This window comes from Flavobacterium sp. Arc2 (genome assembly GCF_041431385.1).
GTDB lineage: Bacteria > Bacteroidota > Bacteroidia > Flavobacteriales > Flavobacteriaceae > Flavobacterium.
On record NZ_JASMRH010000025.1, the window covers coordinates 19,520 to 44,722 of the forward strand.

Annotated in this window: 17 protein-coding genes and 1 pseudogene; 8 read left to right on the forward strand and 10 right to left on the reverse strand. The window is 34.8% G+C overall.

Translation table 11 applies throughout. From position 1 onward, the window contains the following. Nucleotides 1–583: 583 nt before the first annotated feature. Nucleotides 584–2,119, reverse strand: coding sequence for a hypothetical protein (locus QO182_RS15825; RefSeq protein ID WP_371562680.1), 1,536 nt, complete (start codon nt 2,117–2,119; stop codon nt 584–586). A gap of 534 nt (nt 2,120–2,653) precedes the next feature. On the opposite strand from QO182_RS15825, the gene prfA reads away from it, so the two are divergent. From prfA to QO182_RS15845, 4 genes are all read left to right on the forward strand, one after another. Further along, nucleotides 2,654–3,730 carry a peptide chain release factor 1 gene (gene prfA, locus QO182_RS15830; RefSeq protein ID WP_371539023.1) on the forward strand — a complete coding sequence of 359 codons (1,077 nt, stop codon included), beginning with the start codon at nt 2,654–2,656 and terminating at the stop codon, nt 3,728–3,730. 185 nt (nt 3,731–3,915) lie between these two features. Next, nucleotides 3,916–5,940 carry a DUF5723 family protein gene (locus QO182_RS15835; RefSeq protein ID WP_371539025.1) on the forward strand — a complete coding sequence of 675 codons (2,025 nt, stop codon included), beginning with the start codon at nt 3,916–3,918 and terminating at the stop codon, nt 5,938–5,940. Between the two features lie 179 nt (nt 5,941–6,119). Beyond that, entirely contained in the window at nt 6,120–6,947 is an 828-nt protein-coding gene (pyrF, locus tag QO182_RS15840) for an orotidine-5'-phosphate decarboxylase (protein WP_371539028.1), read from the forward strand. Between the two features lie 261 nt (nt 6,948–7,208). After that, nucleotides 7,209–8,015 (forward strand): ABC transporter substrate-binding protein, encoded by an 807-nt coding sequence (locus QO182_RS15845; protein ID WP_371539030.1) that lies wholly within the window; start codon nt 7,209–7,211, stop codon nt 8,013–8,015. A 173-nt stretch (nt 8,016–8,188) separates the two neighbouring features. Here the strand turns inward: QO182_RS15845 and QO182_RS15850 are convergent, their stop codons facing one another. The 4 genes from QO182_RS15850 to QO182_RS15865 are packed head-to-tail and all read right to left on the reverse strand — an operon-like array spanning nt 8,189 to nt 14,389. Then, nucleotides 8,189–10,612, reverse strand: a complete 2,424-nt coding sequence (locus QO182_RS15850) for a TonB-dependent receptor domain-containing protein (RefSeq protein ID WP_371539115.1) — start codon at nt 10,610–10,612, stop codon at nt 8,189–8,191. Continuing rightward, complete coding sequence (locus tag QO182_RS15855; RefSeq protein WP_371539033.1) at nt 10,593–11,951, reverse strand: HTTM domain-containing protein; 1,359 nt, start codon at nt 11,949–11,951, stop codon at nt 10,593–10,595. The genes QO182_RS15850 and QO182_RS15855 overlap by 20 nt, the downstream gene beginning before the upstream one ends. 48 nt (nt 11,952–11,999) lie before the next feature. Further along, nucleotides 12,000–13,118, reverse strand: coding sequence for an imelysin family protein (locus QO182_RS15860; protein ID WP_371539036.1), 1,119 nt, complete (start codon nt 13,116–13,118; stop codon nt 12,000–12,002). A 59-nt stretch (nt 13,119–13,177) separates the two neighbouring features. Further along, nucleotides 13,178–14,389 carry a DUF4856 domain-containing protein gene (locus QO182_RS15865; protein WP_371539038.1) on the reverse strand — a complete coding sequence of 404 codons (1,212 nt, stop codon included), beginning with the start codon at nt 14,387–14,389 and terminating at the stop codon, nt 13,178–13,180. A gap of 315 nt (nt 14,390–14,704) precedes the next feature. Between QO182_RS15865 and QO182_RS15870 the strand changes: the two genes are divergently transcribed. Beyond that, a complete protein-coding gene (locus tag QO182_RS15870; protein ID WP_371539040.1) occupies nt 14,705–15,874 on the forward strand; it encodes an imelysin family protein in 1,170 nt (389 codons plus the stop codon). 60 nt (nt 15,875–15,934) lie between these two features. Next, entirely contained in the window at nt 15,935–17,335 is a 1,401-nt protein-coding gene (locus QO182_RS15875) for a di-heme oxidoredictase family protein (RefSeq protein WP_371539042.1), read from the forward strand. Between the two features lie 60 nt (nt 17,336–17,395). Here QO182_RS15875 and QO182_RS15880 read toward each other — a convergent pair whose 3' ends face one another. Then, a complete protein-coding gene (locus QO182_RS15880; protein WP_371539044.1) occupies nt 17,396–17,542 on the reverse strand; it encodes a hypothetical protein in 147 nt (48 codons plus the stop codon). A 104-nt stretch (nt 17,543–17,646) separates the two neighbouring features. Between QO182_RS15880 and QO182_RS15885 the strand changes: the two genes are divergently transcribed. Next, nucleotides 17,647–18,432, forward strand: a complete 786-nt coding sequence (locus QO182_RS15885; protein ID WP_371539046.1) for an alpha/beta fold hydrolase — start codon at nt 17,647–17,649, stop codon at nt 18,430–18,432. A gap of 175 nt (nt 18,433–18,607) precedes the next feature. On the opposite strand, the pseudogene QO182_RS15890 reads toward QO182_RS15885, so the two are convergent. The 3 genes and pseudogenes from QO182_RS15890 to QO182_RS15900 all read right to left on the reverse strand — a co-directional run bounded on the left by QO182_RS15890 (nt 18,608) and on the right by QO182_RS15900 (nt 21,184). After that, a pseudogene (locus QO182_RS15890) lies at nt 18,608–19,330 on the reverse strand (DUF4197 domain-containing protein). Between the two features lie 84 nt (nt 19,331–19,414). Next, nucleotides 19,415–20,269, reverse strand: a complete 855-nt coding sequence (purU, locus tag QO182_RS15895; protein ID WP_371539048.1) for a formyltetrahydrofolate deformylase — start codon at nt 20,267–20,269, stop codon at nt 19,415–19,417. A 204-nt stretch (nt 20,270–20,473) separates the two neighbouring features. Next, a complete protein-coding gene (locus tag QO182_RS15900; RefSeq protein ID WP_371539050.1) occupies nt 20,474–21,184 on the reverse strand; it encodes a DUF4197 domain-containing protein in 711 nt (236 codons plus the stop codon). 323 nt (nt 21,185–21,507) lie between these two features. Here QO182_RS15900 and QO182_RS15905 point away from each other — a divergent pair, with 323 nt between their 5' ends. Next, entirely contained in the window at nt 21,508–24,960 is a 3,453-nt protein-coding gene (locus tag QO182_RS15905) for a methylmalonyl-CoA mutase family protein (protein WP_371539053.1), read from the forward strand. Here QO182_RS15905 and QO182_RS15910 read toward each other — a convergent pair. After that, nucleotides 24,939–25,203: hypothetical protein (locus QO182_RS15910; RefSeq protein WP_371562682.1), on the reverse strand; the 265-nt coding region annotated here is incomplete at its 5' end. The genes QO182_RS15905 and QO182_RS15910 overlap by 22 nt on opposite strands.

Sequence of the window (25,203 nt, forward strand, 5' to 3'; positions counted from 1 at the left end):
GTCTCCCGACTTCGTACCCGTTTCTATTCGCTGCGCTAACTTTAGTAAACTTTATTTTCGTTTGTTTGTCGATTATTAGAGTGGCTACGAAGTCGGAGACTTCGCAGAGCAGTCACGATTGTATTTAGCTGTTGCGACTTGTATAGACTTCGTGGAGCGGGGCGCAAATCCGCGCTATCGGATTAACGAAAAATTTATGCGAGACGGTATTTCCTCGTGCTGTGCGAAGTCTCCCGACTTCGTACCCGTTTCTATTCGCTGCGCTAACTTTAGTAAACTTTATTTTCGTTTGTTTGTCGATTATTGGATTGGCTACGAAGTCAGGAGACTTCGCAGAGCAGTCACGATTGTATTTTGCTGTTGCGACTTGTATAGACTTCGCAGAGCTGTGCTTCGTACCCGTTTCTATTCGCTGCGCTAACTCTAACAAGTTTTATTTTCGTTTGTTTGTCGATTATTAGAGTGGCTACGAAGTCAGGAGACTTCGTAGAGCAGTCATGATTGTATTTAGCTGTTGCGACTTGTTTATACTTCGTGGAGCTGGGTTTGTAAATCCGCGCTATCGGAATTTATGCTCTACTTTTTAATTTATTATATATTTTCTTTGTCTAACAACTGAAATATTCTGATTTATATATTGTGAAATTAAATTTTTGTTTTCTGCATTCTTTGTGCTTTCTATAATTAAAATTTGTCTGATAGTTTGTCTAATTGTATCTAATAATATGTTTTGCTGAACATCTAGACCTTTTTGATTTATTATATATTCTTTAGTTATTAGATTACAATTATCCTTACATCCTTTCAGAACGCCTCTAATACACCCACCTGCGTGAACTGCGCAATTCCGATGATAGTACCATACGGAAAGTAATAATTCCATTTTATTGTTAGTTAAAGGTGTCGTCGAAATAAGAATATTTTCAATATGATTATTGTCTTTATTTTTATATTCACGAATAAGTTCACGTACATAATCTTTTTTACCAGGTCTTTGCTTGGAAGTTAATGGATTTAATTTCACTCCATCTAAATTGTATTTATGAAGCTGCTTTTCATTATAATTTTTAGACTCAGCCATTGTTTCCAAAACTGACCAGTATTTTGTAAAAGCAAATTCGATGTTATCCTCAATAGAAGCCTGATTAAATAGAGAAATACATAATTGAAGAAAGTTATTCTCCTTAGATGTATCTGTAATGCAATTATTTAAAAAAGGGTTTTCTCCGAATACATCGCCACATGCTATATTCCCGACATAATCCATTTCAGAAAACGTTAAATACTGTTCATTTGTATCTGCGTTTTTGACCGCTATTGCCAAAATTTCTCCTATTGCGTTACGAGTTAAGGAATAGGCTCCTAAAATCATCTCTATTTCATTAACAACTAAGTTGACAACTTCATCTTTATTAGATGCAAACACTTTTGGAAATTCAAATATGACTTGGGGGTTGGGAGAATATAAAATATCTTTTCGAACTTCTTTTTCATCAAATTTTTTCCACTTTTTTGTTTCTAAATAATTATTGATACGTTTTAACATATCATCATTGGTACTAGGTATATATGGTTTTACAGTACAGCTTTTAAAATTTGTATCTGAAGACAAGTATACATCTTTACATAAAACTACAACTTCATATGTAAATTGATTCTGACCTTCGTTATCTCCCAGTTTGAGTGATAAATGCCTATCCTGATAAGTTTTATACACATAATCCTTTATTGCTTTTGTGGTGTAATTTGCATTATCATCAGTTATTAAAAAGTACGGTGAGAAGAATTCGTTTTCTTCAAACGAATCAAATAATAAAGGATGGTGCATATCATAGATTTCTGAATTTGTTTCATTTTTTGGATATTTCTCCGCTACTACTTTAGAAATATAGTAAACCCCAACATTAGAAATATTAAGTGCAACTTGGTATTTATTATTTCCATTTTCTTTTAAAGGGAGTATAAATTGACCTATAGCTAAATCATTCAATTCAAAGATTCTATGAATAACTAGATTTAAAAAATTACAGTCTCTAGAATTTTCAAATGTAACTTCAAAATCAATATTATCATTTACTTTCCAAGTTGGAGTAATTGGATTTAATGCTATATTTCCCATTAGTATATTTTAGATTAATAATAAATTATTTTCGTATTGCCCTGTTGATAAGTTTCCGGTTTTACTTTAGCAATTTCAATTTTCAAGCTTCGTCATTTTAAATATCAAATTTTAGTCAATAAGGCTCAAAAAAAGATGCGTTAGTTCCACCAAATTTTGAGGTATTATAGCCCAACTTGTAAATAGGTCTGACGTTATCAGACCTATCATTCCTAAATAGGATTGCTATGCCTGATAAGTTTTCGTTCATTCTCAAATATATAACTTTCTACCGAAAATACTGATTAAATATATTCGGTTTCCCAAATGTAATTCCTTTTGTATCAAGAACTTTACGGGAAACCGTAAACGGAGTTTTTATGCATTGATTTTTTAGCCCTGATAGTAGCGGCATCCTTTTTAATCCGCTTTTTTTGCGGATAAAAAGATATAGCGAATAGCAGGAAATAGCTCCTAAAAAAAACTTGGAACTTTAAACATTAAACTTTAAACAAAAATTTCGTAATTTTGCACTCCAAATAAAGGAACAAGAATATGTTAGATAGACTTCAAATAGTAAAACAACGTTTCGATGAGATATCGGATTTGATCATCCAGCCGGATGTAATCTCTGATCAGAAGCGTTATGTGCAATTGAATCAAGAGTATAAAACTTTGAAAGCATTAGCAGAAAAGCGCGATGAATACGTGCTTATCATGGCTAATATTGAAGAAGCAAACGAAATAATTGCCGACAATAGTGATGCTGATATGACCGAAATGGCCAAGATGCAACTAGACGAGGCGAAGGAAAGATTACCGGAACTGGAGGAAGAAATCAAATTTATGTTGATCCCGAAAGATCCTGAAGATGCTAAAAATGTAATGGTGGAAATTCGTGCCGGTACCGGTGGGGATGAAGCAAGTATTTTTGCAGGGGATTTGTTCCGTATGTACACTAAATATTGTGAAAATAGAGGTTGGAGAACATCTGTTGTTGATATGAATGAAGGAACTTCTGGTGGTTTTAAAGAGGTGATTTTTGAAGTTAGCGGTGAAGATGTTTATGGAACTTTGAAGTTTGAAGCGGGTGTTCACCGTGTGCAACGTGTTCCACAAACGGAAACGCAAGGACGTGTTCACACATCGGCAGCGACTGTTATGGTGCTTCCGGAAGCAGAGGAATTTGATGTTCAAATTGATATGAATGATGTTCGTGTGGATTTTTTCTGTTCTTCTGGACCAGGTGGACAATCTGTAAATACTACCAAATCAGCGGTGCGTTTAACGCATATTCCAACTGGTTTAGTAGCGCAATGTCAGGATCAAAAATCACAACATAAGAATAAAGATAAAGCTTTTGGTGTATTGCGTTCTCGTTTATACGAACAAGAATTAGCCAAAAAACAAGCTGAAGATGCTACAAAACGTACGTCTCAAGTAAGTTCTGGTGACCGTTCTAACAAAATACGTACTTACAATTACGCGCAAGGTCGTGTGACTGATCACAGAGTAGGTTTGACGCTTTACGATCTAGGAAATATCATGAATGGTGATATCCAGAAAATTGTTGATGAACTAGCATTAGTGAACAACATGGAGAAACTGAAAGAAGCAAGTGAGGTTTATTAAGAAGAAAGAGAATATAATATAGAATCAAGAAAAAAATGCCATACTAAATTTTTTAGTGTGGCATTTTTATTTTTTTGTGTCTGCAATGTTATTAAAAATTATAGGAAAGTATTTATTAAATAATTTTGGTAGTTTTGTCGAAAATGTAGGAATTATTAAATATATACTTTGAATTAGAATAAATTATGAAAAAAAAAATACTAGTAGTTCTTGCGTTTGCAAGTTTTATTTCGGCAAATGCTCAATCGTATCTTGGATATACCCATGATAATTATGCGGGTGTTCAAGGCGTGTTGTTCAATCCAGCCTCTATTGTTGATTCTCGTTTTAAAACAGATATAAATTTGTTTTCAAGTAGCTCATCTGTTAATAATGATGCATACGGTGTTAGTTTATCTGATGTTACAAAGTCAGGTTATGATTTTGATACACAAGCTAAAAAAACGTTTTCAAACAATAATAATGCTACCTTCAATACCGATGTTATGGGGCCATCGTTTATGTTTAACATTGCACCAAAACATTCGTTGGCTATTTTTACAAGAGCAAGAGCTTTTGTGAACGTACTTAATGTAAATGGACAAGTTGTTAATGACATCAGCGCAGACAATCATACAAGTTTTCCGTCTGCAACTTTGGGTAGTCCAAATGCAGTTGGTAATTCATGGGGAGAGCTAGGTATATCTTATGCAGCTGTTTTGTTGCAAAGAGGGCAACATTTCTTAAAAGGAGGTATTACGGCTAAATATTTACAAGGTGTAGCCAATTATCATTTACAAGGAAACAATGTAACGGTAAAGTATGACGATAGAGGAAATCCTCTTTTGGATACATATACGTCTACTGGAACGGCTGTTTATGGTTCAAGCCAAGATTTTGCGACTAATGATAAGATTGATATTGATAGCAAATCAAAAGGGTTTGGTTTTGATTTAGGTTTAGTTTACGAATGGAGACCAGATTATGACGCTTCTAGCACTGATAGTAATAATCTAAGAGAAGTGAATAAGTATAAGATTCGTTTTGGTGTTTCGGTTACTGATTTAGGTTCAATGAAATATGATAAAGGAATTTTAAATAGTTATAATTTGAATAAAACGATTACGGCAGCAAATTATCAGGATGCGTCTAACTTTGATGAGTTCATGAAAAATAATTATGCTAGAACAACTATCAATGGTACCGTAAAATCATACTTACCAACGGCTTTGCATGCAGATGTTGACTGGAATATTCACAGAAAATTTTATTTAAATTTAAACGGAGATTTCAACGTTGTTGATAAAAATAAATTAAGTCAAAATAGTATAGCAAATAGCGTAAGCTTGACACCTCGTTTTGAATCAAGGTGGTTTAGTTTCTACGTTCCTGTTACGTACATGGATTATAGCAAGCAAGCTCTAGTAGGTGTAGGATTGCGTACGGGAGTTTTCTTTATTGGATCAGGATCTGCTATTTCAAATCTTATTTCTGATAATTCAAGAGCGATTGATTTTCATTTAGGAATGAAAATACCAGTTTACCAAAAGAAAAAGAGAGTGGTAGAAGAAGTAGAGGAAGTTGTTATTAAGGAAACTGCACTGGCTCCAGATACTGATGGTGATGGTGTAATTGATAGAGACGACGCTTGCGTAAATGTTGCAGGTCCGGCAGACAACAAACGTTGTCCTTATGCAGATACAGACAATGATGGTACTTTTGATAAAGATGATAAATGTCCAACAGTAGCTGGTCCAACAGAAAATAACGGATGTCCATGGGCTGATACAGATGGTGATGGAATTGCTGATAAAGATGACAAGTGTCCTACAATAAAAGGTACAGCAGCTAATAATGGTTGTCCAGAAGTTACTGCAGAGGTAATTAAGCAATTGAATAGTTTTTCTAAAGCGATATTGTTTGACTCTGGAAAAGCAACGATTAAACCTGAATCTAATGTTAAATTGGAAGAAATTGTAAAGGTAATGAACAGTTATAGTACAGCTAACTTCATGTTGGAAGGATATACAGACAGCACTGGATCTGCGGTAAAAAATTTACAATTATCGAAAGAAAGAGCAGCAGCAGTCAAAGAATATTTAGTTGCAAAAGGAATTAATGCCGACAGAATTACATCTGAAGGTTATGGTGTAGTAAAACCAATTGCATCTAACAAAACAGAAGCAGGAAGAGCTCAAAATAGAAGAGTTGAAATTTTATTAGCTAAATAATTAGTTCAATATTTTAAGTTTATAAAAGGAATGAGGTCTGAAAGGGCCTCATTTTTTTTGTTTTAGACCATTAGAAATGATTTTTTATTGTTGCCGTGTTATACATTTTTTAAGAAATGTGCGTATTTCGAAATTAATTGAATTCTAGTTTGTAAATTTGCGAAACAACCCAATTACAAATGACTACAGAACAACTTTACAATCAAATTCAATTCAAAAAATCGTTTCTATGCGTAGGCCTAGATGTTGATTTAGATAAAATTCCACCCCATTTATTAGAACTTGAAGACCCGATTTTTGAATTCAATAAAGCAATCATCGACGCCACATATGATTTATGTGTTTCTTACAAGCCCAATACCGCTTTTTATGAAGCGTATGGGATTAAGGGATGGAGTTCGTTACAAAAAACAATCAATTATATCAACGATACTTATCCTGATATTTTTACTATTGCAGATGCTAAGCGTGGCGATATAGGCAATACATCATCCATGTACGCCAAAGCTTTTTTTGAAGATTTAAACTTCGATTCGGTTACTGTTGCTCCGTATATGGGGAAAGACTCTGTAGAACCTTTCTTAGCTTTCGAAAATAAACACACTATTATGTTGGCATTAACGTCAAACGAAGGTGCTTTTGATTTCCAAACGCTTACTGTTGACGGAAAGGAATTGTACAAACAGGTTTTAGAAACGTCTAAGACTTGGAAAAACAGCGAAAACCTGATGTATGTTGTAGGAGCTACTAAAGCAGAATACTTCACAGAAATCCGTAAGATTGTTCCAGACAGTTTTTTGCTAGTTCCTGGAGTAGGGGCACAAGGAGGATGTTTATCTGAAGTGTGTAAATACGGTATGAATGCGAATATAGGATTACTGATCAATTCTTCTAGAGGAATTATTTATGCTTCTAACGGAACTAACTTTGCCGAAAAAGCAAGGGAAGAGGCTTTGAAAATGCAACAGGAAATGGAGCAAATAGTTCATTTAAAGTTTAAAGTGTAAATAGTTCGTTTAAAGTTTAAGGTTTGAAGTTTTTTGGATTGTGTGTGAAAATTTTAAACACGAATTTGCACGAATTAAAAGTAATAATCTTGTGTTCTTTGCGGTTAAACTTTAAACTTTTTCAAACTTTAAACCTGAAACAAAAACTTCGCGGTTAACCTTTAAACTTTTTCAAACTTTAAACCTGAAACAAAAGCTTAGCGGTTAAACTTCAAACTTTTTCAAACCTTAAACAATTTAAACAATTTAAACTTTTCTCTTTTGAAACAAAAAACCTTAACAGACCAACTCGGGACATCCCATACTTTTGAAACTTCGCCAAAACGAATCATTTCATTAGTTCCTTCTCAAACGGAATTATTGTATGATTTGGGTCAGGAAGCAAAGATTGTTGGGATAACCAAATTCTGCGTGCATCCCTATCATTTTAAATCGACTAAGAAAACTGTAGGTGGAACTAAGAAAGTGAATTATCGAAAGATAAAAGAATTACAACCCGATATTATCATTTGCAATAAGGAAGAGAATACCCAAGAAATGGTAGAAAGACTTCGTGAGATTTGTCCAGTTTGGGTGACTAATATCATTACAATCGAAGACAATTTTCAGATGATAACTGACTTTGGCCAACTTCTAGACTGCAGAACCGAAGCGCAAAAATGGAACGATAAATTGGCTTTTGCCTTGAGCGATTTTAAAAATTTTGTAAAAGATATTCCAGTTAGAAAAGTAGCCTATTTTATTTGGAAAAAACCATATATGGTTGCGGGTTCAGATAATTTCATCAATGAGTTATTGAAGCTAAATCACTTCAAAAACATCTACGACAATAAAGGGCGATACCCTGAAGTTGCCATTGAGGAAATCGTGGAAGAGGGCGATCCTGATCTCATCTTTCTTTCTTCAGAACCGTATCCGTTTAAAAAGGAAGACGGCTATGAAATCAGTAATTATACTGAGAAAGCACAAACGGTCTTGGTTGACGGTGAAATGTTTTCGTGGTACGGCAGCAGACTGCTAAAGGCATTTGAATATTTTAAAATGCTGCATGGTAATTTAGGGAAGTAGTTTTATTCAGATAAATTAATTGTTATATAGAAAGAAATAAGTTCGACAACGTTCAATTTTGCGATCTAATTGTTACTAAAAAAACAAACCATTTAGGAATTAAGTTTCATTAAGCGTCAGTCTTAATTTTTCTTAATTCCTAAATGGTTTTCAATTTTAGAATGTTTCGTTCTTTAAAACACTAATTCTAGAGTCGTGTAGAACGTTCTATTGTCAGAAGGGATTATTCCGGGCCCTGGATATCCTGTGGCTCTACGTGTGAAATAACTGTTGTTTGTAAAGTTAGTTACACCAGCTTCCAGCTTCCATTTTTTCCATTTATAGGAAGTAGAAAAATCGGCTACGTAGTAAGCAGGTATGGTTCCTGAAATTCCAGTTGAAACATTATTTGAGTTATTACTGCTTGCGCTTGAAAGTTGTGATGATATATAGGTAAATTGAACGCTTGAAATAAAGTTTTTATACCCTATACTAGTTCCTGTTTTGATGTTGTATAAAGGCACAAATTCTACTTCATATCCTTTTTTGATAGATGGTATATCTGATTTTAAATAACTTGAACCTGTGATGGCAGAATTAGTAAATAGATTCCAACTAAGATTTTCCTTGCTTTCAAAATAGGTTTTAGCAATATTCCAATCTAATAATGTTTCAAAACCGTAGGTTAGAGCTGTACCTGTATTAGCTCTGATTTTTACAACTTGATTAGAAGAGTTAGTACTATCATAATCACCTATTTTATCATTGTAATAGAGTCCGAAAATACTCGTGTCAAATGATAGTTTGTTGTCAATATGACCTCTTAATCCAATATCAGAAGTATACCCTTTTTCATCAGTAATATTTTCATCTATTTGTTGACTAGGGCTCACTGTACGGATGTCGCTAAAAGTAACGGAACGATAATTTTGAGATATATTTCCGTAGAATTCTATTCCGTTTTTAGGTTTGTAGCTCAAGCCAACTCCTAATAAAAGTAAATTTCGATCTTTAACTATGTTTTCAGATTGAGTTTCATCAAGAATAACGTTGCCAGCCAAGTCGCGATTTATAATTTTATAAGTACCTTTTGCTCGTGTTTTAATTTTTTCTATCCTAAAACCAGGAGTAATGGTGAAACTACTGTTAAGTTTAAAAATATTTTCACCAAAAACTGCTAAATTCAAATTTGGGAAAGTAAAATCGGATTGGTTTTTATAGAATGGAAATTCATCAATTGCAATGTTAAAATTAGCATCGCTACCAGAACTTCCTGGACCTTGCTGTTGCTTATTATTAGATTGATAATATTTTGCTCCAATTAAAAAAGCACTCTTCTGTTTCCCAATATAATATTGTTTTAAATATCGGGCTTCGGCACCCCAGTTTACAAATTCTCCAATGATTAAATCACGTTCTCCCATAGGATCTGGAGTAGTAATTCGATTGTCTCTAAATCCTAGCGCTTTCCTGCTAGCATCCAAACCAAAAAGTTGTAGCGAAAAATTAGTATCTTCATTAAATTTATGCTTTAAACGTAATGCAAATAAATTCCAATCAACTGCAAACCAGTTCCTAGTACGGTTGCTTTGTTTTGGATTTTCGTTGAATCCTTCATCGGTTAAACCACCGGCTTGTTGCGCTAAATAATTATAATAAGTATAATCAAAATGTAAGGATGTTTTATCGTTGAACTGATAATTCAGGTTGGCAAAATAATTTTTACTTTCAAAATCTGAATTGGGTCTGTAACCATTTCCTTGTTTGTAGTTATAAAATGTATAGTAACTAAACTTGTCATTGGTTCCACTCAAAGAAGTAAAATTGGTAAACAAACCATAAGATCCAATCGTGTTTCTAGTAATTAATTCAATGGGTTTTTTACTTGGTGTTTTTAATTTAAAATTAATCAAACCACCAAATTGTGTTCCGTATTGCAAAGATGCGGCACCACGAATAACTTGGATTTCTTCCAATGCTTCCGTCGGAGTAGCGTAGTAGCTTTCAGGATATCCTAGAACATCAGCACTAATGTCATAGCCATTTTGACGGGTATTAAAATTAGCAGTTCGGTTTGGATCTAATCCACGGCCACCAATGCTCAATTGCAAACCGCCATCAGAACTTTCGTTAATGGTAAGTCCAACTACTTGTGCAAAAATCTGACGCGCATTATTAGTAGCTTTATTAGCAGTCAATTTACTAATATTAATTACTTCTGTTTTTTTACCAGCATAAATCGCTGTTTCTTCAATGTCTTTAAGCTTGTGAATGGCCATAAGTTTTTGATTTTGCTTTCTAATAATCACCTCAGTCAGGTTGGTTATTTTATTTAGAACGATGGTAATGGTACTTCCCGTAGTGATGTTGTTTTGTTCAACAATTGCATATCCTTCTTTGAAGAATACAAAATCAAAACTAGTTGACTTTTTTTCATCGATTTCAAATGCGCCATTTGCATCCGTAAACGTTTTTGCATTTGTTGACTTATTGAATATTTCTACTTTATCCAATTTTCTTCCGCTAGCATCAGTCACCGTTCCCGAAATTTTATTTTGGGCGAAGCTAAGTAGAGGCAGCAGTAAAAGTATAAATAGTCTAAAACCCTTTAATTTCATCATTGAAGGGTAGTATCCAGGTTTTGTGTTTGAAACTTTCATTTTCTTTGGCTAAATTTATTTTTGAATCTATATATTTCTGGCTTAATCGCCCGTTGAGTGCTACGTAGCTTTCTACATAAACTTCGGGATCATTAACGCCTTCTTGTTTGTAATAATTGTGCAGATAATGGGCATATTCTAAGATAAAATCAGGTTGAAAAGCCATTTGTTTTTCTTGAAATGTGGTCAAAAAATGGCTGTTGTTCACAACGATTTCTTTTTTGGTTACAGCATCCCTCACGGTAAAAGTCGCGTACCCCGCTTTTTCCATCAGCATCACGCGCCAGGAGAAACGAAAGCCTTCTTCACTCCAAAACAATTCATTAGGATAACAGAAATACCGGAAAGGAAATAGGAGTTGGAATACAACAAAACAGCTGATAAAAAACACTTTAGCTTTATAGGTGTTGTTGAAGGTTTGTCCTTTTTCTTTTCCGTTTTCGAATAAAATAATGCTGCTTGAAAATATTCTGGCAATAAAGTTTAAGACCTTTTTGTGGAAACTGGCATCAAAGAAAATCAAGCTGCTGATGATCATTACGTATGGAAAAACACCTATTGGGAATAGTATTTTAGTTAAAATGTGAAACACCACAACTAAAATAAAACCGAACAGTCGGGTTCTTTTGTAAAGTAATAAAAATACAATTGCGAGATCGTAAATGGCTCCGGTCCAACTGAAGGCGTAATGCACCCAATTTTCATTTAATAACGATCCTATCAATGGGAGATTAGAATTATTGGGTAACCATATTTTAAGAGGCATTGCTTCAATAAGCCAATCTGAATTCAACTTTGCCAGTCCAGCATAAAAATAGACGATAGCCAATAGTAATTTCAGAATATCGATGTTCCAGCTGGGTATTTTTGCAAAACGCATTTTTTCATTTTTATAGGCATCAACCGAAAAATAGCAGTTTGCAGGTAAAAACAATAATACAAGACTGATTATGGTAATGAAGTAGTAGTGATTTAGATAGGTAGTCTTATCCATTAGCTCGATATAGGTAAAACTCAAGAAAAAAGTGAGAATGGCCCATTTGTATTTGTAACCAATAGCTACAAACAGTGCAGCGATACCACAGATTAGGAATACAACATAAGTATAATTCCCAATAGGTTTAACCCATTCAAAACCGTAATAGGTAAAATGGAAATCTGGGGTGATATAAAATTTTTCAATCCAACCGTAAGTGGCAAAACGAATCAAACTCAAAAGCATCATTAAACCAAACGCTAGCCTATAGAAGGCTAGCGTTGCGGCTGAAGTATATTGTTTGAAATAATTTTGAATCATTACAGTAGGTACTATTTGTCAATTAATCTTTTTAGCTTTTAGACTAAATTAATCTCCATCTCCATCAACGTAGTCGATAGTAATGTTTAAGGCTTGCATCATGTCTAGTTTGATGTAGACTACATTTTGTTGCAATACATCATAAGCAGCAAGCATTTTAGAATTGTCAGTATTAATCTGGTTCGAAAAACTAGCGTTTAATGTCGCGTTTGCACTAAGGCTTGCAGTAAACTGACTGTCGATGATAGTGCTAAGTTGTTGCCCGCTTCGCACTGCTTTAACATAGTCTAAATATGATTTTAAACCTTCGCCAGTTGTAGCGCTGTTGAAATGCTTTCCATTAAAGAAATCTTTTGACGCTTGGACAGCGGTGTTCAATAATTCTCTTGAAACATCATTCTTGTAATACGCCTCTACTTTTTCGGGGAATTTCACTCCACTAGAGAAAACACCCGCTGGAATTCCTAATTTTCCAGAGCGTACATTTTTCTCTAAATTTTTAACAAAATTATTAGTCGTAACATTTACAGAACTACTTACAGAAGTACCACTATTAGCAATATAGGTGGCTCTGTAGCTTGAGTTCCAATCTGCTAAAACAGTATCAGCATTTGATTGTAATCGAGCAACGACATCAGTTAGGTATTTCTTATAGTTAGTAGCATTTGCATTAGTGCTATAAAAAGCAACAATAGAAGCATCTGTAGTCGCTAATCCGTTAATCATATAATCCAAAGCTGGGAATCCTTGCTTGTCTAACTGGGATAACAATGTTAAGTTGTATCCGCCAGCTGAAATATTGGCATCAATACCAGCAGCATTTGTTGGATACGTATTAGCACTTTCTTTTAAACCAATCTCTTCTGATTTTCCAAAACTATAGACAGCAACATATTGATATGCTTTGTATGCGGCTAACCAAGAAGTTCTTACCGTTAGCAAGTTGTCCTCTGATGGTGATGCGTTAAAAGCAGTGATATTAGTCGCTACTACTTTTATTTTAGTTTGGTAGTTTACATAACTAGGAATGATGATGTTGTCAGCCCAGTTTGTTAAAAGTAATTTACGGTCGTAGTTACTGCCTCCTGTTGTATCTCCATTGTCGTCACTTGACGAGCAAGCGACAATAGTGATTAAAGCAGTAAAAAGTATAAATAGTTTCTTCATTTTAGTTTCTTTTTTGCAAAAATACAAAAGCAAATGGTCTTGTTTGTATTTATTCTAAATTAATTTACTGTGGCAGCCTGGGCAACTGTGAATCCGAATTTTGTAGCTATTTGAAGCGATATAGCATCTAATTTTGCTCCTAAAGTATCGATATCCCATAAGCCATTTGTACCACTAACCATATTGGCAAGTATGGCGTCTACTTCTGATTTTGATAAATATGGGTTGTTTGTCGCTGGATTGTTTGTGTATCTTAAAGACATGATAAATCCGTATGCTTCAGAAAGAGCATGGAATGATTTAGCTCCTTTGTCAGTAACTAATTTCCCTTTTCCTTCTTGAAGATAAAATACAGCTCTTACTGCTGGAACCATCGCTAGTTTAGCTTTGATGATGTCAATTTGTGCGTCACGAGTTGCATAGTCATTGGCCACTATTGCAGCTCTACCTTTACGAAAAGCCAAATCTAGATCAGCTGTTAAAGTATTAAAATCGACATCGGCATTCACTTGGCTAATGTAGCTTGCCCAAAATTTTGTACCATCCACACCATAAATAAAACCGTAAGCTTCATCCCAGTTGTGCTCCATTGTAGTGTGGGTTTTTCCTGTTTCTACAATTTTATTTGAATTATTTACTTTATTAGTTCCTTCGTCTAATTTATTTTCACTCAAATAGTTATTAACTACTTGATCTAGGAAACTAGCTCCCATCATTCCTTTTAAAAGAACTTGTTGTGGTTCTAAACCGTTAGCTGCAAATAATCTTTTACTTGTTCCGTCTAAATATACACCTGCAACACCTGCGGCTGCATTTGTTCCTACGCTTGCTTCTTGTGCTAACGTCAATTGCGTTTCAAAGAAGGCTTGAACACTTAATCTTTCAGTAGTAGTTCCTCCACCTTGATATAGTTCAAAGTAATCTTTTGAAGCTGCTGTTTTGTCTTTTAGTTGTTTTCCAGAAGTATTCAAAACAGTACTAGAAAAAGCGTTGCTTGTGTTTGAATACATATTAGTCAAAACTGATTGACTAGCTTGGGTTCCATTAGTAGCAGCAGTTTTTATAATATTTCCCATTTCTTCTAACATAAGTAATCGAGCACTTTGTCCTGAGAAATCTACAGTTGTTGTACTGTTTCTTTCAAATGTATAGGTGGCTGGAACAGTATAATTAGTAGTTTGGTCTTGGGTTGGCATATCATCATTGGAACATGAAGTGATTGTTAACCCTGTTACTAATAATGTGGAGAGTAATACTTTTTTTAGTATCATAATAGTTATTTATTTAGATTGAATAAGAATAATTTTATGCAAATATATAGTACAATTTTGCAATTTCAAAATTTTGTTTATAATATTTCTAAATAACATTTAATGTATTGACATTGATTGTTTTGAATCCTTAATTTGGGGTTAATAACTATTTAGAATAAATTACTGACATGTGGTTTTGTAATAAATTTAAGTTATTAAACTACTGTTTATGAGTTATTTATAACTTAATTTAAATTAAATCTAAATAAAAATTGCGTATTAAAATAAAACTTATATTTTTGCCTAAATTTAATCATTATAAATAACAACCCGATGAAGAAAGCACTTTTGAGAATGGCATTATTTTTATTAATTGGAGGATTAGCCTTCTCTTGTAACAACGATAATGATGATACCGCAGATTCCAATGTTACTAAAAAACAGGTTATAGAGAACTATGCTGAAATAGCTTACGCAAATTATAAAAAGGCTTTTGATGATGCAGTGGTTCTAGAAACGGCCATTAATACATTCGCAGCTGCACCAACTCAGACCAATTTTGATTTGGCTAAATCCAAATGGAAGGAAGCTAGGGAGAGTTACGGAACAACTGAAGCTTTTCGCTTTGCAAATGGACCAATTGACGATGTAAATGGTCCAGAAAGTCTTATGAATGCTTGGCCTTTAGACGAAAATTATATTGATTATGTAGAAGGAGCAAGTACTTCCGGTATCATCAATGATCCAATCACTTTTCCTATTATTGATAAATCTTTTTTAGAAGCTCAAAATGAAAATGGTGGTGAGAAAAACATCAGCGTTGGTTATCATGCTATTGAATTTTTGCTGTGGGGACAAGATTTGACAGCGCCTTCTGAGAAAAAAGCAGGCCTGAGACCGTATACTGATTATGTAATAGGAGGAACCGCTGCTAATCCTATGCGTAGAGCCGCTTATTTACAGGTTTGTGCTGATCTGTTAACGGATCATTTGGATTATATGGTAAACCAATGGAAAGTTGACGGTCCTTATAGAAAAGTTTTTCTAGGCTTATCAGATGACCAAGCAATAAAAAACATTTACTTGGGAATCACAACTCTTGTCTCAGCAGAATTGCCTGTGGAGCGTATGGACGTTGCTTTAGGAAATGCAGATCAAGAAGATGAACATTCTTGTTTTAGTGACAATACTCACAGAGATATTGCACTTAATCTACAAGGTGTAATAAATGTATACCAAGGAAAATATGGGACAATTGACGGTGCTTCTTTAGAGGATTTAGTGAAGCAAGCAAATGTTGACATTTATAATGATACTGATGTTGCGGTAAACGCTTCTTTAACTAAAGTGGCAGCAATTTTAACTCCTTTTGACTTAGCTATTTCTGGGGGCCTAGATTCTACTGAAGGTGCCAAAGTCAGAGTGGCTGTTTTAGCACTTAAGAATTTAGGGGCTAATCTATTGGCAGGAGCTGTAAAAATTGGAATTATCGTTAACGGATAATTTAAAAGATGTTTAATTTAAAGTGCTCTTTTTTAAGGGCACTTTTTTCTGTTTTATAAAATGAAGAATAGTATAAAGATTTTATTTTTGTTGGTTAGCTTTCAATTTTACAGCTGTAGTAGCTCGGATGACAAGTATATTGCATTAGTTGCTGAGGAAGGAGAGCAATATTCTGGTGGTGAAACTACTTTTTTTAATGCCACCGAAGAAGCTTTTGGTTTTTCGGCGCCTAATCTGACCTTTAATGAGCAAAGCGATTTCGGTATCGGGAACTCTTTTTTTAGACAAAGTTGGGTTACAGCTCCATCATCAACGACTGCTCGCGATGGTTTAGGACCTTTTTTTAATGCAGTTTCCTGTTCTAGTTGTCACTTTAAAGATGGTAGAGGTAGAGCGCCATTGTTTGATGGTGAGACTGCACATGGTTTATTGTTGCGATTGAGTATTTCTGGTGTCAATAGCAATGGCAGTTCTTTTCAAGATGCTATTTATGGCGGACAATTGCAAGACAATGCAATTTTAGGACAAACCGTAAAAGGGAAGTTTAATGTCGTTTATCAGGACGTTACGGAGACATTCGCAGATGGAACTGTTGTGGTTCTTAGAAGACCAACGTACCAAATTAATAATTTAGGGTTTGGAACTTTGGCTTCCAATGTTAAGATTTCCCCTAGAGTGGCGAATCAAATGGTAGGCTTAGGTTTACTGGAAGCTGTCGATGAAACTACATTATTGGCTTATGCTGATGCAAATGATAGAAATAACGATGGGATTTCTGGAAAACCAAATTATGTATATGATGTGGCTACCAATTCTAAAAAAATGGGAAGATTTGGTTGGAAAGCCAATCAGCCAAATGTTCGTCAACAAGTGGCGGCAGCTTTTTCGGGTGATATCGGAATTACTTCGTCTTTGTTTCCCAATGAAAATTGTCCTCCTGGCGTAGACTGTAATTCAATTCCAAATGGCGGTTCTCCTGAAATAACCGATGCTAATTTGAATAAGGTCGCTTTGTATTCTAGTACACTTGCGGTGCCAGGTAGAAGGAATTATACAGAGCAAAATGTATTGGAAGGGAAAAAAATATTCGAAACCATTAACTGCACAACTTGCCATATTCCGAAAATGAAAACTGGAAATACGCATGCTATTGTTGCTTTACGCAATCAAACCATTCGTCCCTATACTGATTTATTATTGCATGATATGGGGCAAGGTTTAGCAGATAATGCTCCTGATTTTGAAGCTTCGGGTAGTGAATGGAGAACGCAGGCTTTATGGGGAATAGGGCTGGTTAATACCGTAAATAAGCATACTAATTTATTGCATGACGGTAGAGCCAGGAATGTAACGGAAGCTATTTTGTGGCATGGTGGCGAAGCAGAAAAGGCTAAAAATAGTTTTAAAGAATTGGCAACGATTCAAAGAAATAAATTATTAGAATTTATTAATTCACTTTAATTGAGCTCTGATATAAAAAAAAGGGGATTCTATTTTAGAATCCCCTTTTTTTGTCTAGAATTATGCTTCGCATTTTTCAAGAACCACTTCCTCTTCTGGAATTTCAATTTCAATTTTAGCATTAACTTTAAAGTTTGTTGCTGCTAATTTTCTATATTCCTGTTGGAGTTTTTCAATTTCACTTTTCTCTTGCAGCAATCCAATCATGGCGGTATTTTTCCGGCAAATTTACGCTATACTATCATAAAAGAGGCAATAAAAAATGTTAAGATTGGGATTTAAAATTAAAGTACTATTTTTACAAAAAAAACGTGCTTAATTATACCATTTACGAAAATCAGAACAGTACCCAATGGGTAACTTTTGTTCATGGTGCTGGTGGAAGTTCATCGATTTGGTTCAAACAAATTAGAGACTTTCAAAAACAGTATAATGTGCTTTTATTGGATTTGCGTGGTCATGGAAATTCTAAAGCATCACTAAAAACTGCTTTCAAACAAAAATATACCTTTTCGGCTCTTGCCAATGATATTCTGGAGGTTTTAGATTTTCTAAAGATTGAAAAATCGCATTTTGTTGGGATTTCTCTAGGTACGATTCTGATTAGACAATTAGCTGAGATGCATCCGCAGAGGGTGCAAAGTATGATACTTGGTGGTGCAATCTTAAAAATGAATTTTCGTTCCCAGATATTAATGCGTTTGGGTAATACGTTCAAGTATGTTTTACCTTATTTGGTTTTATACCGCTTTTTTGCTTTTGTGATTATGCCTAAAAAAAATCACAAGCAATCTCGTATTCTTTTTATAAATGAAGCAAAGAAATTATACCATAAAGAATTTCTAAAATGGTTTAAATTGACAGCCGAAATTAATCCTATTCTAAAATGGTTTCGTCAGATGGAACTAAATATCCCTACGTTGTATGTTATGGGTGAAGAAGATTACATGTTTTTACCGTCAGTGAGAAAAGTAGTAGAGAGTCATTATAAGTCCTCAAAACTATTTGTTGTTGCTAACTGTGGTCATGTGGTAAACGTGGAACAGCCTAATGTTTTTAACGCTGCAGTTCTTTCTTTTATGAGTGGGACTAAATAAAAAAATGCCGGTACTCTATGAATACCGGCAGTTCTTTAACTAACCAAAACCAAATAATAAATAACCAGTTTATTACTCTGCAAAGATGGTTCAATTACCGGCTAATCGTTGTTAAGATTTTGTTATTAGTTTGTTGCACATAAGTTAAGTTTTTACACTTTCTTTTGTGATATTTTTATTTTTTATTTTGTAAGGCAAAGACTTTCTTAAGAACATCTGAAGTTCTTGCGTCTACATTGCTTCTAATATTTTTTTCTTCTACCGTAATCATGCTAAAAACACGATCTAGCGCCTTATTAGTTACGTAATCTGTAATGTCTGGGTTAACCTCAGAAATGAATGGAAGAGTATTGTATTTTTTAATAATGTTTCACCAAACTACATCGGCTCCCACTTTGCTAATAGAGGTTTGTACTACAGGATTAAACTTAGCGTATAATGCTGTTGTTGTACTAGTTTGTAAATAAGTAGTAGCAGAATTGTTCGCACCTAATAAAATACTTTTGGCGTCAGTGATACTCATGTTTTTTATGGCAGAAACAAAAATGGGTGTCGCTTCTTTCACAGCATCTTCGGCAGCACGATTTAGTGCTTTTATACCGTCGTCAGCTAAGGTGCTCATTCCCATTTTGCGTAAAGTTTGGTCGACTTTAACTAACTCTTCGGGCATTAAAATTTTTACGGCTTCATTTTTATAAAATCCGTCAGCCTGGGTTAATTTAGAAACTTGTTCTGTAACTCCTTTGTTTAAAGCTTCTTTTAGTCCGGCAGCAATGTCTAAGCCCGAATTTGAACTGCTAATTGTGGCAGCTTTATCAGTAACTTTTTTTACCAAATCTTTGAATTGTGCGGAACTAATTAAAGGAACAAACAACAATAGTATTAGTAGTTTTTTCATTTTATTTCATTGATTGCCAAATTTAATTACCTGGACTTTTTTCTAAAATAGTTTTAACTTTTCAGGTTTTATTAGAATCTAGTTTTAAGAAAAAATGACAGTTTTATTAGAGTATACCATTACTTTTCTTTCGGCATGTAGTTTTATGGCTCTTGCCAAAACGGTACGCTCCAGATCTTTTCCTTTCATGATAAAATCATCTACAGAATTGATGTGAGAAACTCTAGTGATGTCTTGCTCGATAATTGGGCCTTCATCTAATTCCTCAGTAACGTAATGACTGGTTGCGCCAATAATTTTCACTCCTCTTTTAAAAGCGGAGTGGTAAGGTTTAGCTCCTGGAAAAGCAGGTAAAAAGGAATGGTGGATATTGATGATTTTATTTTCGTAAAGCGAAATCAAATTAGGCGTTATGATTTGCATGTAACGCGCTAGAACAATAAAGTTAATCTTGTGTTTTTGGAGCAGTTCGATTTGTTTCTTTTCTCCTTCTACCTTGTTGTCTTTAGTAAAAGGAACATGATAAAACGGAATATTGAATTGATCAGCAATGGGTTTTAAGTCCATATGATTAGATATAATCAAAGGAATTTCGATATTTAGTTCCCCAGCGCTATAACGACCTAAAATATCATACAAGCAATGATTGTATTTAGAAACAAACAATGCCATTTTAGGTTTTACCTCCTTGTTGTAGAGATCCCAAGACATATTAAAATCGGTGGCAATCGTTTGCTGAAAATCAGCTCTTATGGCTTCAACGCTACTAGTTGGATTTGTAAGTTCACTTTCCAGTCGCATAAAAAACACATTTCGTTCCATGTCAACATGCTGATCTAAATAAGTGATGTTTCCTTCTACTTTTAGTATAAAATTAGTCACGGTTGCAATAATTCCTTTTTGGTCTTTGCAATGAATAAGTAGGGTGATTTTTTGCATTATAGTTGGTTCTTGTAAATTTAAATCCTTTTTTTTGGTACAAAAAAAGTTTAGTTCTAATTTTCTGTTTTCATTCAATGGATGAAAGGAAAATCAAAACTAAACCATTTTACCTAAAATAAACAGATAAAGGATGTTTTAAATCTTTGTTTACTGCTGTTTTTTTGTGTGATTTTCAAATCGCATAGTTGTACACAAAGACAATTAAATCTTCTTGTCTTGCAATGCAAAAACCCTCTGTAATAAAATAGAGGTTCTCGAGCTAAGATTGGTTCTAATGTTTTTTTCTTCGACAGCTACCATTTTAAAAACCCCATTCATTGCTTGATTCGTTACATAGTCAGTCAAATCTGGATTTACCTTATTCACTAACGGAATGCTATTATATTTAGTAATGATGTTCGTCCAGACTTTATCAGCACCTACTTTAGTAAAAGAGTTTTTTATTATGGGATTAAATTTCCCGTATAAAGCAGTAGAAGTACTGTTTTGTAAATAATTAGTGGCGGAGCTTTCGTTCCCCATCAATATTCCTCTTGCATCTGCAAATGACATATTAGTCACAGCATCTACAAATATAGGAGTCGCTTCTTTTACAGCATCCTCTGCCGCACGGTTCAATACTTTTAAACCTTCATCAGCCAAAGAACTAAGACCAATGCTTCTTAATCCCGCATCTACTTTTCGCAATTCTTCTGGTAAAAGAATCTTTACTGCCGCGTTTTTGTAAAAACCATCTGTGGCGGTTAACTTAGTTACTTGTTTAGAAATACCATTGTTCAACGCTTCTTTCAGACCTCCAGAAATATCAACAACTCCCATGCTGCCCGTTTGTGGAAATTGATTCATTACTTGTTGCATCTCAGCGCAACCAAAAAGAGAAAATACCATTGTTAAAAGCAAAAATTTTTTCATGTTCATTTTTTTATTAGTTTACTTCAGCTGCGTTACCATTTGGTTCCAACCAAAAATACTACTTCTTCAAATATAAAGCCACTTTTTATTTTTGGAACATAAATTTTAAGATTTCTTTAAGAGGGGATATTTCTAGTTCCAAGCCTTGAGACGCTAGAATATTCCGTTATTTAAGAAAAATAGAAAAGGATTTCTCCCGAAGCGGCGGGACTTTCTGGCCTGAAAAAGAAGATTGTTGCTTTTTTATCAACATCTGCAAGGAACATCAGGCAATCATTAAAAATTTTTGTAAATTGCACTCTTAAAATTATCATATTCTCAAAATGAATCCACAAACGCCATATATTCCTAAGAATAAAGTTAGAATTGTTACTGCAGCCTCTCTTTTTGACGGTCACGATGCAGCTATAAACATCATGAGACGAATTATTCAATCTACTGGTGTTGAGGTGATTCACCTTGGCCATGACCGTAGTGTTGAAGAAGTGGTGAATACCGCTATTCAAGAAGACGCAAATGCGATAGCTTTGACTTCCTACCAAGGAGGTCATAATGAGTATTTTAAATACATGTATGATTTGCTTAAAGAAAAAGGAGCAGGGCATATTAAGATATTTGGAGGCGGAGGCGGAGTAATCCTTCCTTCTGAAATTGAAGAATTACAAGCCTACGGAATTACTCGTATTTACGCACCAGATGATGGTCGTTCTATGGGATTACAAGGGATGATAAACGATTTAGTAGAACGTTCAGATTTTCCAACAGGAGATAAATTGACTAATGAAGTAGAAGAATTAGCATCAAAAAATCCAACAGCTATCGCACGAATTATTTCTGCGGCTGAGAATTTTCCAGAAGTAGCAAAGCCTGCTATGGATGCAATTCATAAAATGAACGAAACCTGCACCACACCAGTTCTTGGAATTACAGGAACAGGAGGTTCAGGGAAATCCTCTTTAGTAGATGAGTTGGTTCGTCGTTTTCTAATCGACTTTCCAGAGAAAACAATTGGTTTGATTTCTGTTGATCCATCAAAACGAAAAACAGGCGGAGCACTTCTAGGAGACAGAATCCGAATGAATGCAATCAACAGTCCTAGAGTATATATGCGTTCTTTGGCAACGCGTCAATCTAATTTGGCCCTGTCAAAATATGTCGCTGATGCAATCCAAGTGATCAAAGCAGCTAAGTATGATATTATCATTTTAGAAACTTCCGGTATCGGTCAGTCTGATACGGAGATAATGGATCATTCAGATGTATCATTATATGTAATGACACCTGAGTTTGGTGCTGCAACCCAATTAGAGAAAATCGACATGCTTGATTTTGCTGATTTAGTAGCATTAAATAAGTTTGACAAACGAGGCGCTTTAGATGCCATTCGCGATGTGAAAAAACAGTACCAACGCAATCATAACTTATGGGATGTGAATCCTGATGAAATGCCTGTTTTCGGGACTATTGCTTCACAGTTCAACGACCCAGGGATGAATACGCTGTACAAAGCGATTATGGACAAGGTTGTTGAGAAAACAAATTCCGATTTGAAATCAACATTCGAAATCACTCGTGAAATGAGCGAGAAGATTTTCGTTATTCCACCACACAGAACCCGTTACTTATCTGAAATCGCCGAAAGCAATCGTCATTATGATGAGACAGCGGTAAGCCAGGAGCAAGTAGCACAAAAATTATACGGTATTTTCAAAACACTGGAAACAGTTTCAGGAAAAGTACCAGTTATTACAAAAGCAGGAATTGATGATACGTCTGTATTACCTACAGCAATTGAATCTGAAAAAGAAGGAGTCGCTGAAAATAAAATTTTCCTTAATCTTTTACTGAATCAATTCGATAAAGTAAAAATGGATTTAGATCCGTACAATTGGGAAATTATATTGACTTGGAATGAAAAAGTAAATAAATATAAAAATCCTGTTTATACTTTTAAAGTTCGTGATAGAGAAATAAAAATGGCGACGCATACGGAGTCACTTTCTCATTCTCAAATCCCAAAAATTGCCTTACCAAAGTATAAGGCTTGGGGAGATATTCTACGTTGGTGTTTACAGGAAAATGTTCCGGGTGAATTTCCGTTTACCGCCGGTTTATATCCTTTCAAACGTGAAGGAGAAGATCCTTCTCGTATGTTTGCAGGTGAAGGTGGGCCAGAAAGAACAAACAAACGTTTTCATTATGTAAGTGCGGGATTGCCGGCAAAACGATTGTCGACGGCTTTTGACAGCGTGACTTTATACGGAAATGATCCTCATGTACGCCCTGATATTTATGGAAAAATAGGTAATGCCGGAGTTTCTATCTGTTGTTTGGATGATGCTAAAAAATTATATTCTGGTTTCGACTTAGTTCATGCCATGACATCAGTAAGTATGACTATTAATGGACCAGCGCCTATGTTATTAGGGTTTTTCATGAATGCTGCCATCGATCAACAGTGTGAATATTACATTAAAGAAAACGGTTTAGAAAAAGAAGTTGCCGTAAAAATCAATGCTATATACAAAGGAAAAGGGGTCGAAAGACCACATTATCAAGGCGATCTACCTGCAGGAAATAGCGGTTTAGGATTGATGCTTTTAGGAGTAACTGGAGATCAAGTTTTGCCTATGGTAGTTTATAATGAAATTAAAGCGAGAACGTTATCACAAGTTCGTGGAACGGTTCAAGCCGATATTTTAAAAGAAGATCAGGCACAAAATACCTGTATTTTCTCTACTGAATTTGCGTTGCGATTGATGGGTGATGTGCAGGAGTATTTCATCACTAAAAACGTAAGGAACTTTTATTCGGTTTCAATTTCAGGGTATCATATTGCGGAGGCAGGTGCAAATCCAATTACACAATTAGCGTTCACACTTTCAAATGGATTTACGTATGTAGAATACTATTTGAGTCGCGGAATGAGCATCAATGATTTCGGTCCTAACTTATCTTTCTTCTTTTCGAATGGAGTAGACCCTGAATATGCAGTGATTGGTCGTGTAGCACGTAAAATTTGGGCGAAAGCCATGAAAAATAAATATGGCGCTAATGAACGTGCTCAAATGTTGAAATACCATATTCAAACATCAGGTCGTTCTTTGCACGCACAAGAAATTGATTTCAATGACATTCGTACGACTTTACAAGCTTTGTACGCGATTTACGACAACTGTAATTCATTGCATACTAATGCTTATGACGAAGCGATTACTACGCCAACAGAGGAATCTGTTCGTCGTGCGATGGCAATTCAGTTGATTATCAATAAAGAATTAGGTCTAGCCAAAAATGAAAATCCAATTCAAGGTGCTTTTATCATCGAAGAATTAACGGATTTAGTTGAAGCGGCCGTATTGTTAGAATTTGACAGAATTACTGAACGTGGTGGTGTTCTGGGTGCTATGGAAACGATGTACCAACGTTCTAAAATTCAAGAAGAAAGTTTGTATTATGAAACTTTGAAACATACAGGAGAATTCCCAATCATAGGGGTGAATACGTTCTTGAGTTCTAAAGGGTCTCCAACGGTTATTCCTGCTGAGGTGATTCGTGCTACCGAAAAAGAGAAACAATACCAAATCACGATGTTGGACAATTTGCACAAAGCAAATCATGACCAAGTGGATGAAATATTGAATACTATTCAAGAAGCAGCCATTAATAACGAAAATTTATTCGATCATTTAATGGAAGCAACTAAAGTGTGTTCTTTAGGACAAATCACTGCTGCATTGTTTGAAGTAGGTGGTCAATATAGAAGAAATATGTAAGCAGAGAACCACTTTTTTGCTTTTGCAAAAAAAGTGTGTGAATCGCTTATCCCGATTTTTATCGGGATCTGTTCAATTAGAAAAGAGTGCCTTGCTTTTGCAAAAAAAGTGTGTGAATCGCTTATCCCGATTTTTATCGGGATCTGTTCAATTAGAAAAGAGTGCCTTGCTTTTGCAAAAAAAGTGTGTGAATCGCTTATCCCGATTTTTATCGGGATCTGTTCAATTAGAAAAGAGTGCCTT

What these genes read in the sequence shown, in the direction of transcription:
- QO182_RS15865 (WP_371539038.1), bottom strand. Translation starts at nt 14,389, where the DNA reads ATGATACTAAAAAAAGTATTACTCTCCACATTATTAGTAACAGGGTTA.
- QO182_RS15880 (WP_371539044.1), bottom strand. Translation starts at nt 17,542, where the DNA reads ATGATTGGATTGCTGCAAGAGAAAAGTGAAATTGAAAAACTCCAACAG.
- purU (WP_371539048.1), bottom strand. Translation starts at nt 20,269, where the DNA reads ATGCAAAAAATCACCCTACTTATTCATTGCAAAGACCAAAAAGGAATT.
- QO182_RS15905 (WP_371539053.1), top strand. Translation starts at nt 21,508, where the DNA reads ATGAATCCACAAACGCCATATATTCCTAAGAATAAAGTTAGAATTGTT.
- QO182_RS15870 (WP_371539040.1), top strand. Translation starts at nt 14,705, where the DNA reads ATGAAGAAAGCACTTTTGAGAATGGCATTATTTTTATTAATTGGAGGA.
- QO182_RS15855 (WP_371539033.1), bottom strand. Translation starts at nt 11,951, where the DNA reads ATGATTCAAAATTATTTCAAACAATATACTTCAGCCGCAACGCTAGCC.
- QO182_RS15835 (WP_371539025.1), top strand. Translation starts at nt 3,916, where the DNA reads ATGAAAAAAAAAATACTAGTAGTTCTTGCGTTTGCAAGTTTTATTTCG.
- QO182_RS15850 (WP_371539115.1), bottom strand. Translation starts at nt 10,612, where the DNA reads ATGAAATTAAAGGGTTTTAGACTATTTATACTTTTACTGCTGCCTCTA.
- QO182_RS15875 (WP_371539042.1), top strand. Translation starts at nt 15,935, where the DNA reads ATGAAGAATAGTATAAAGATTTTATTTTTGTTGGTTAGCTTTCAATTT.
- QO182_RS15860 (WP_371539036.1), bottom strand. Translation starts at nt 13,118, where the DNA reads ATGAAGAAACTATTTATACTTTTTACTGCTTTAATCACTATTGTCGCT.
- pyrF (WP_371539028.1), top strand. Translation starts at nt 6,120, where the DNA reads ATGACTACAGAACAACTTTACAATCAAATTCAATTCAAAAAATCGTTT.
- prfA (WP_371539023.1), top strand. Translation starts at nt 2,654, where the DNA reads ATGTTAGATAGACTTCAAATAGTAAAACAACGTTTCGATGAGATATCG.
- QO182_RS15825 (WP_371562680.1), bottom strand. Translation starts at nt 2,119, where the DNA reads ATGGGAAATATAGCATTAAATCCAATTACTCCAACTTGGAAAGTAAAT.
- QO182_RS15900 (WP_371539050.1), bottom strand. Translation starts at nt 21,184, where the DNA reads ATGAAAAAATTTTTGCTTTTAACAATGGTATTTTCTCTTTTTGGTTGC.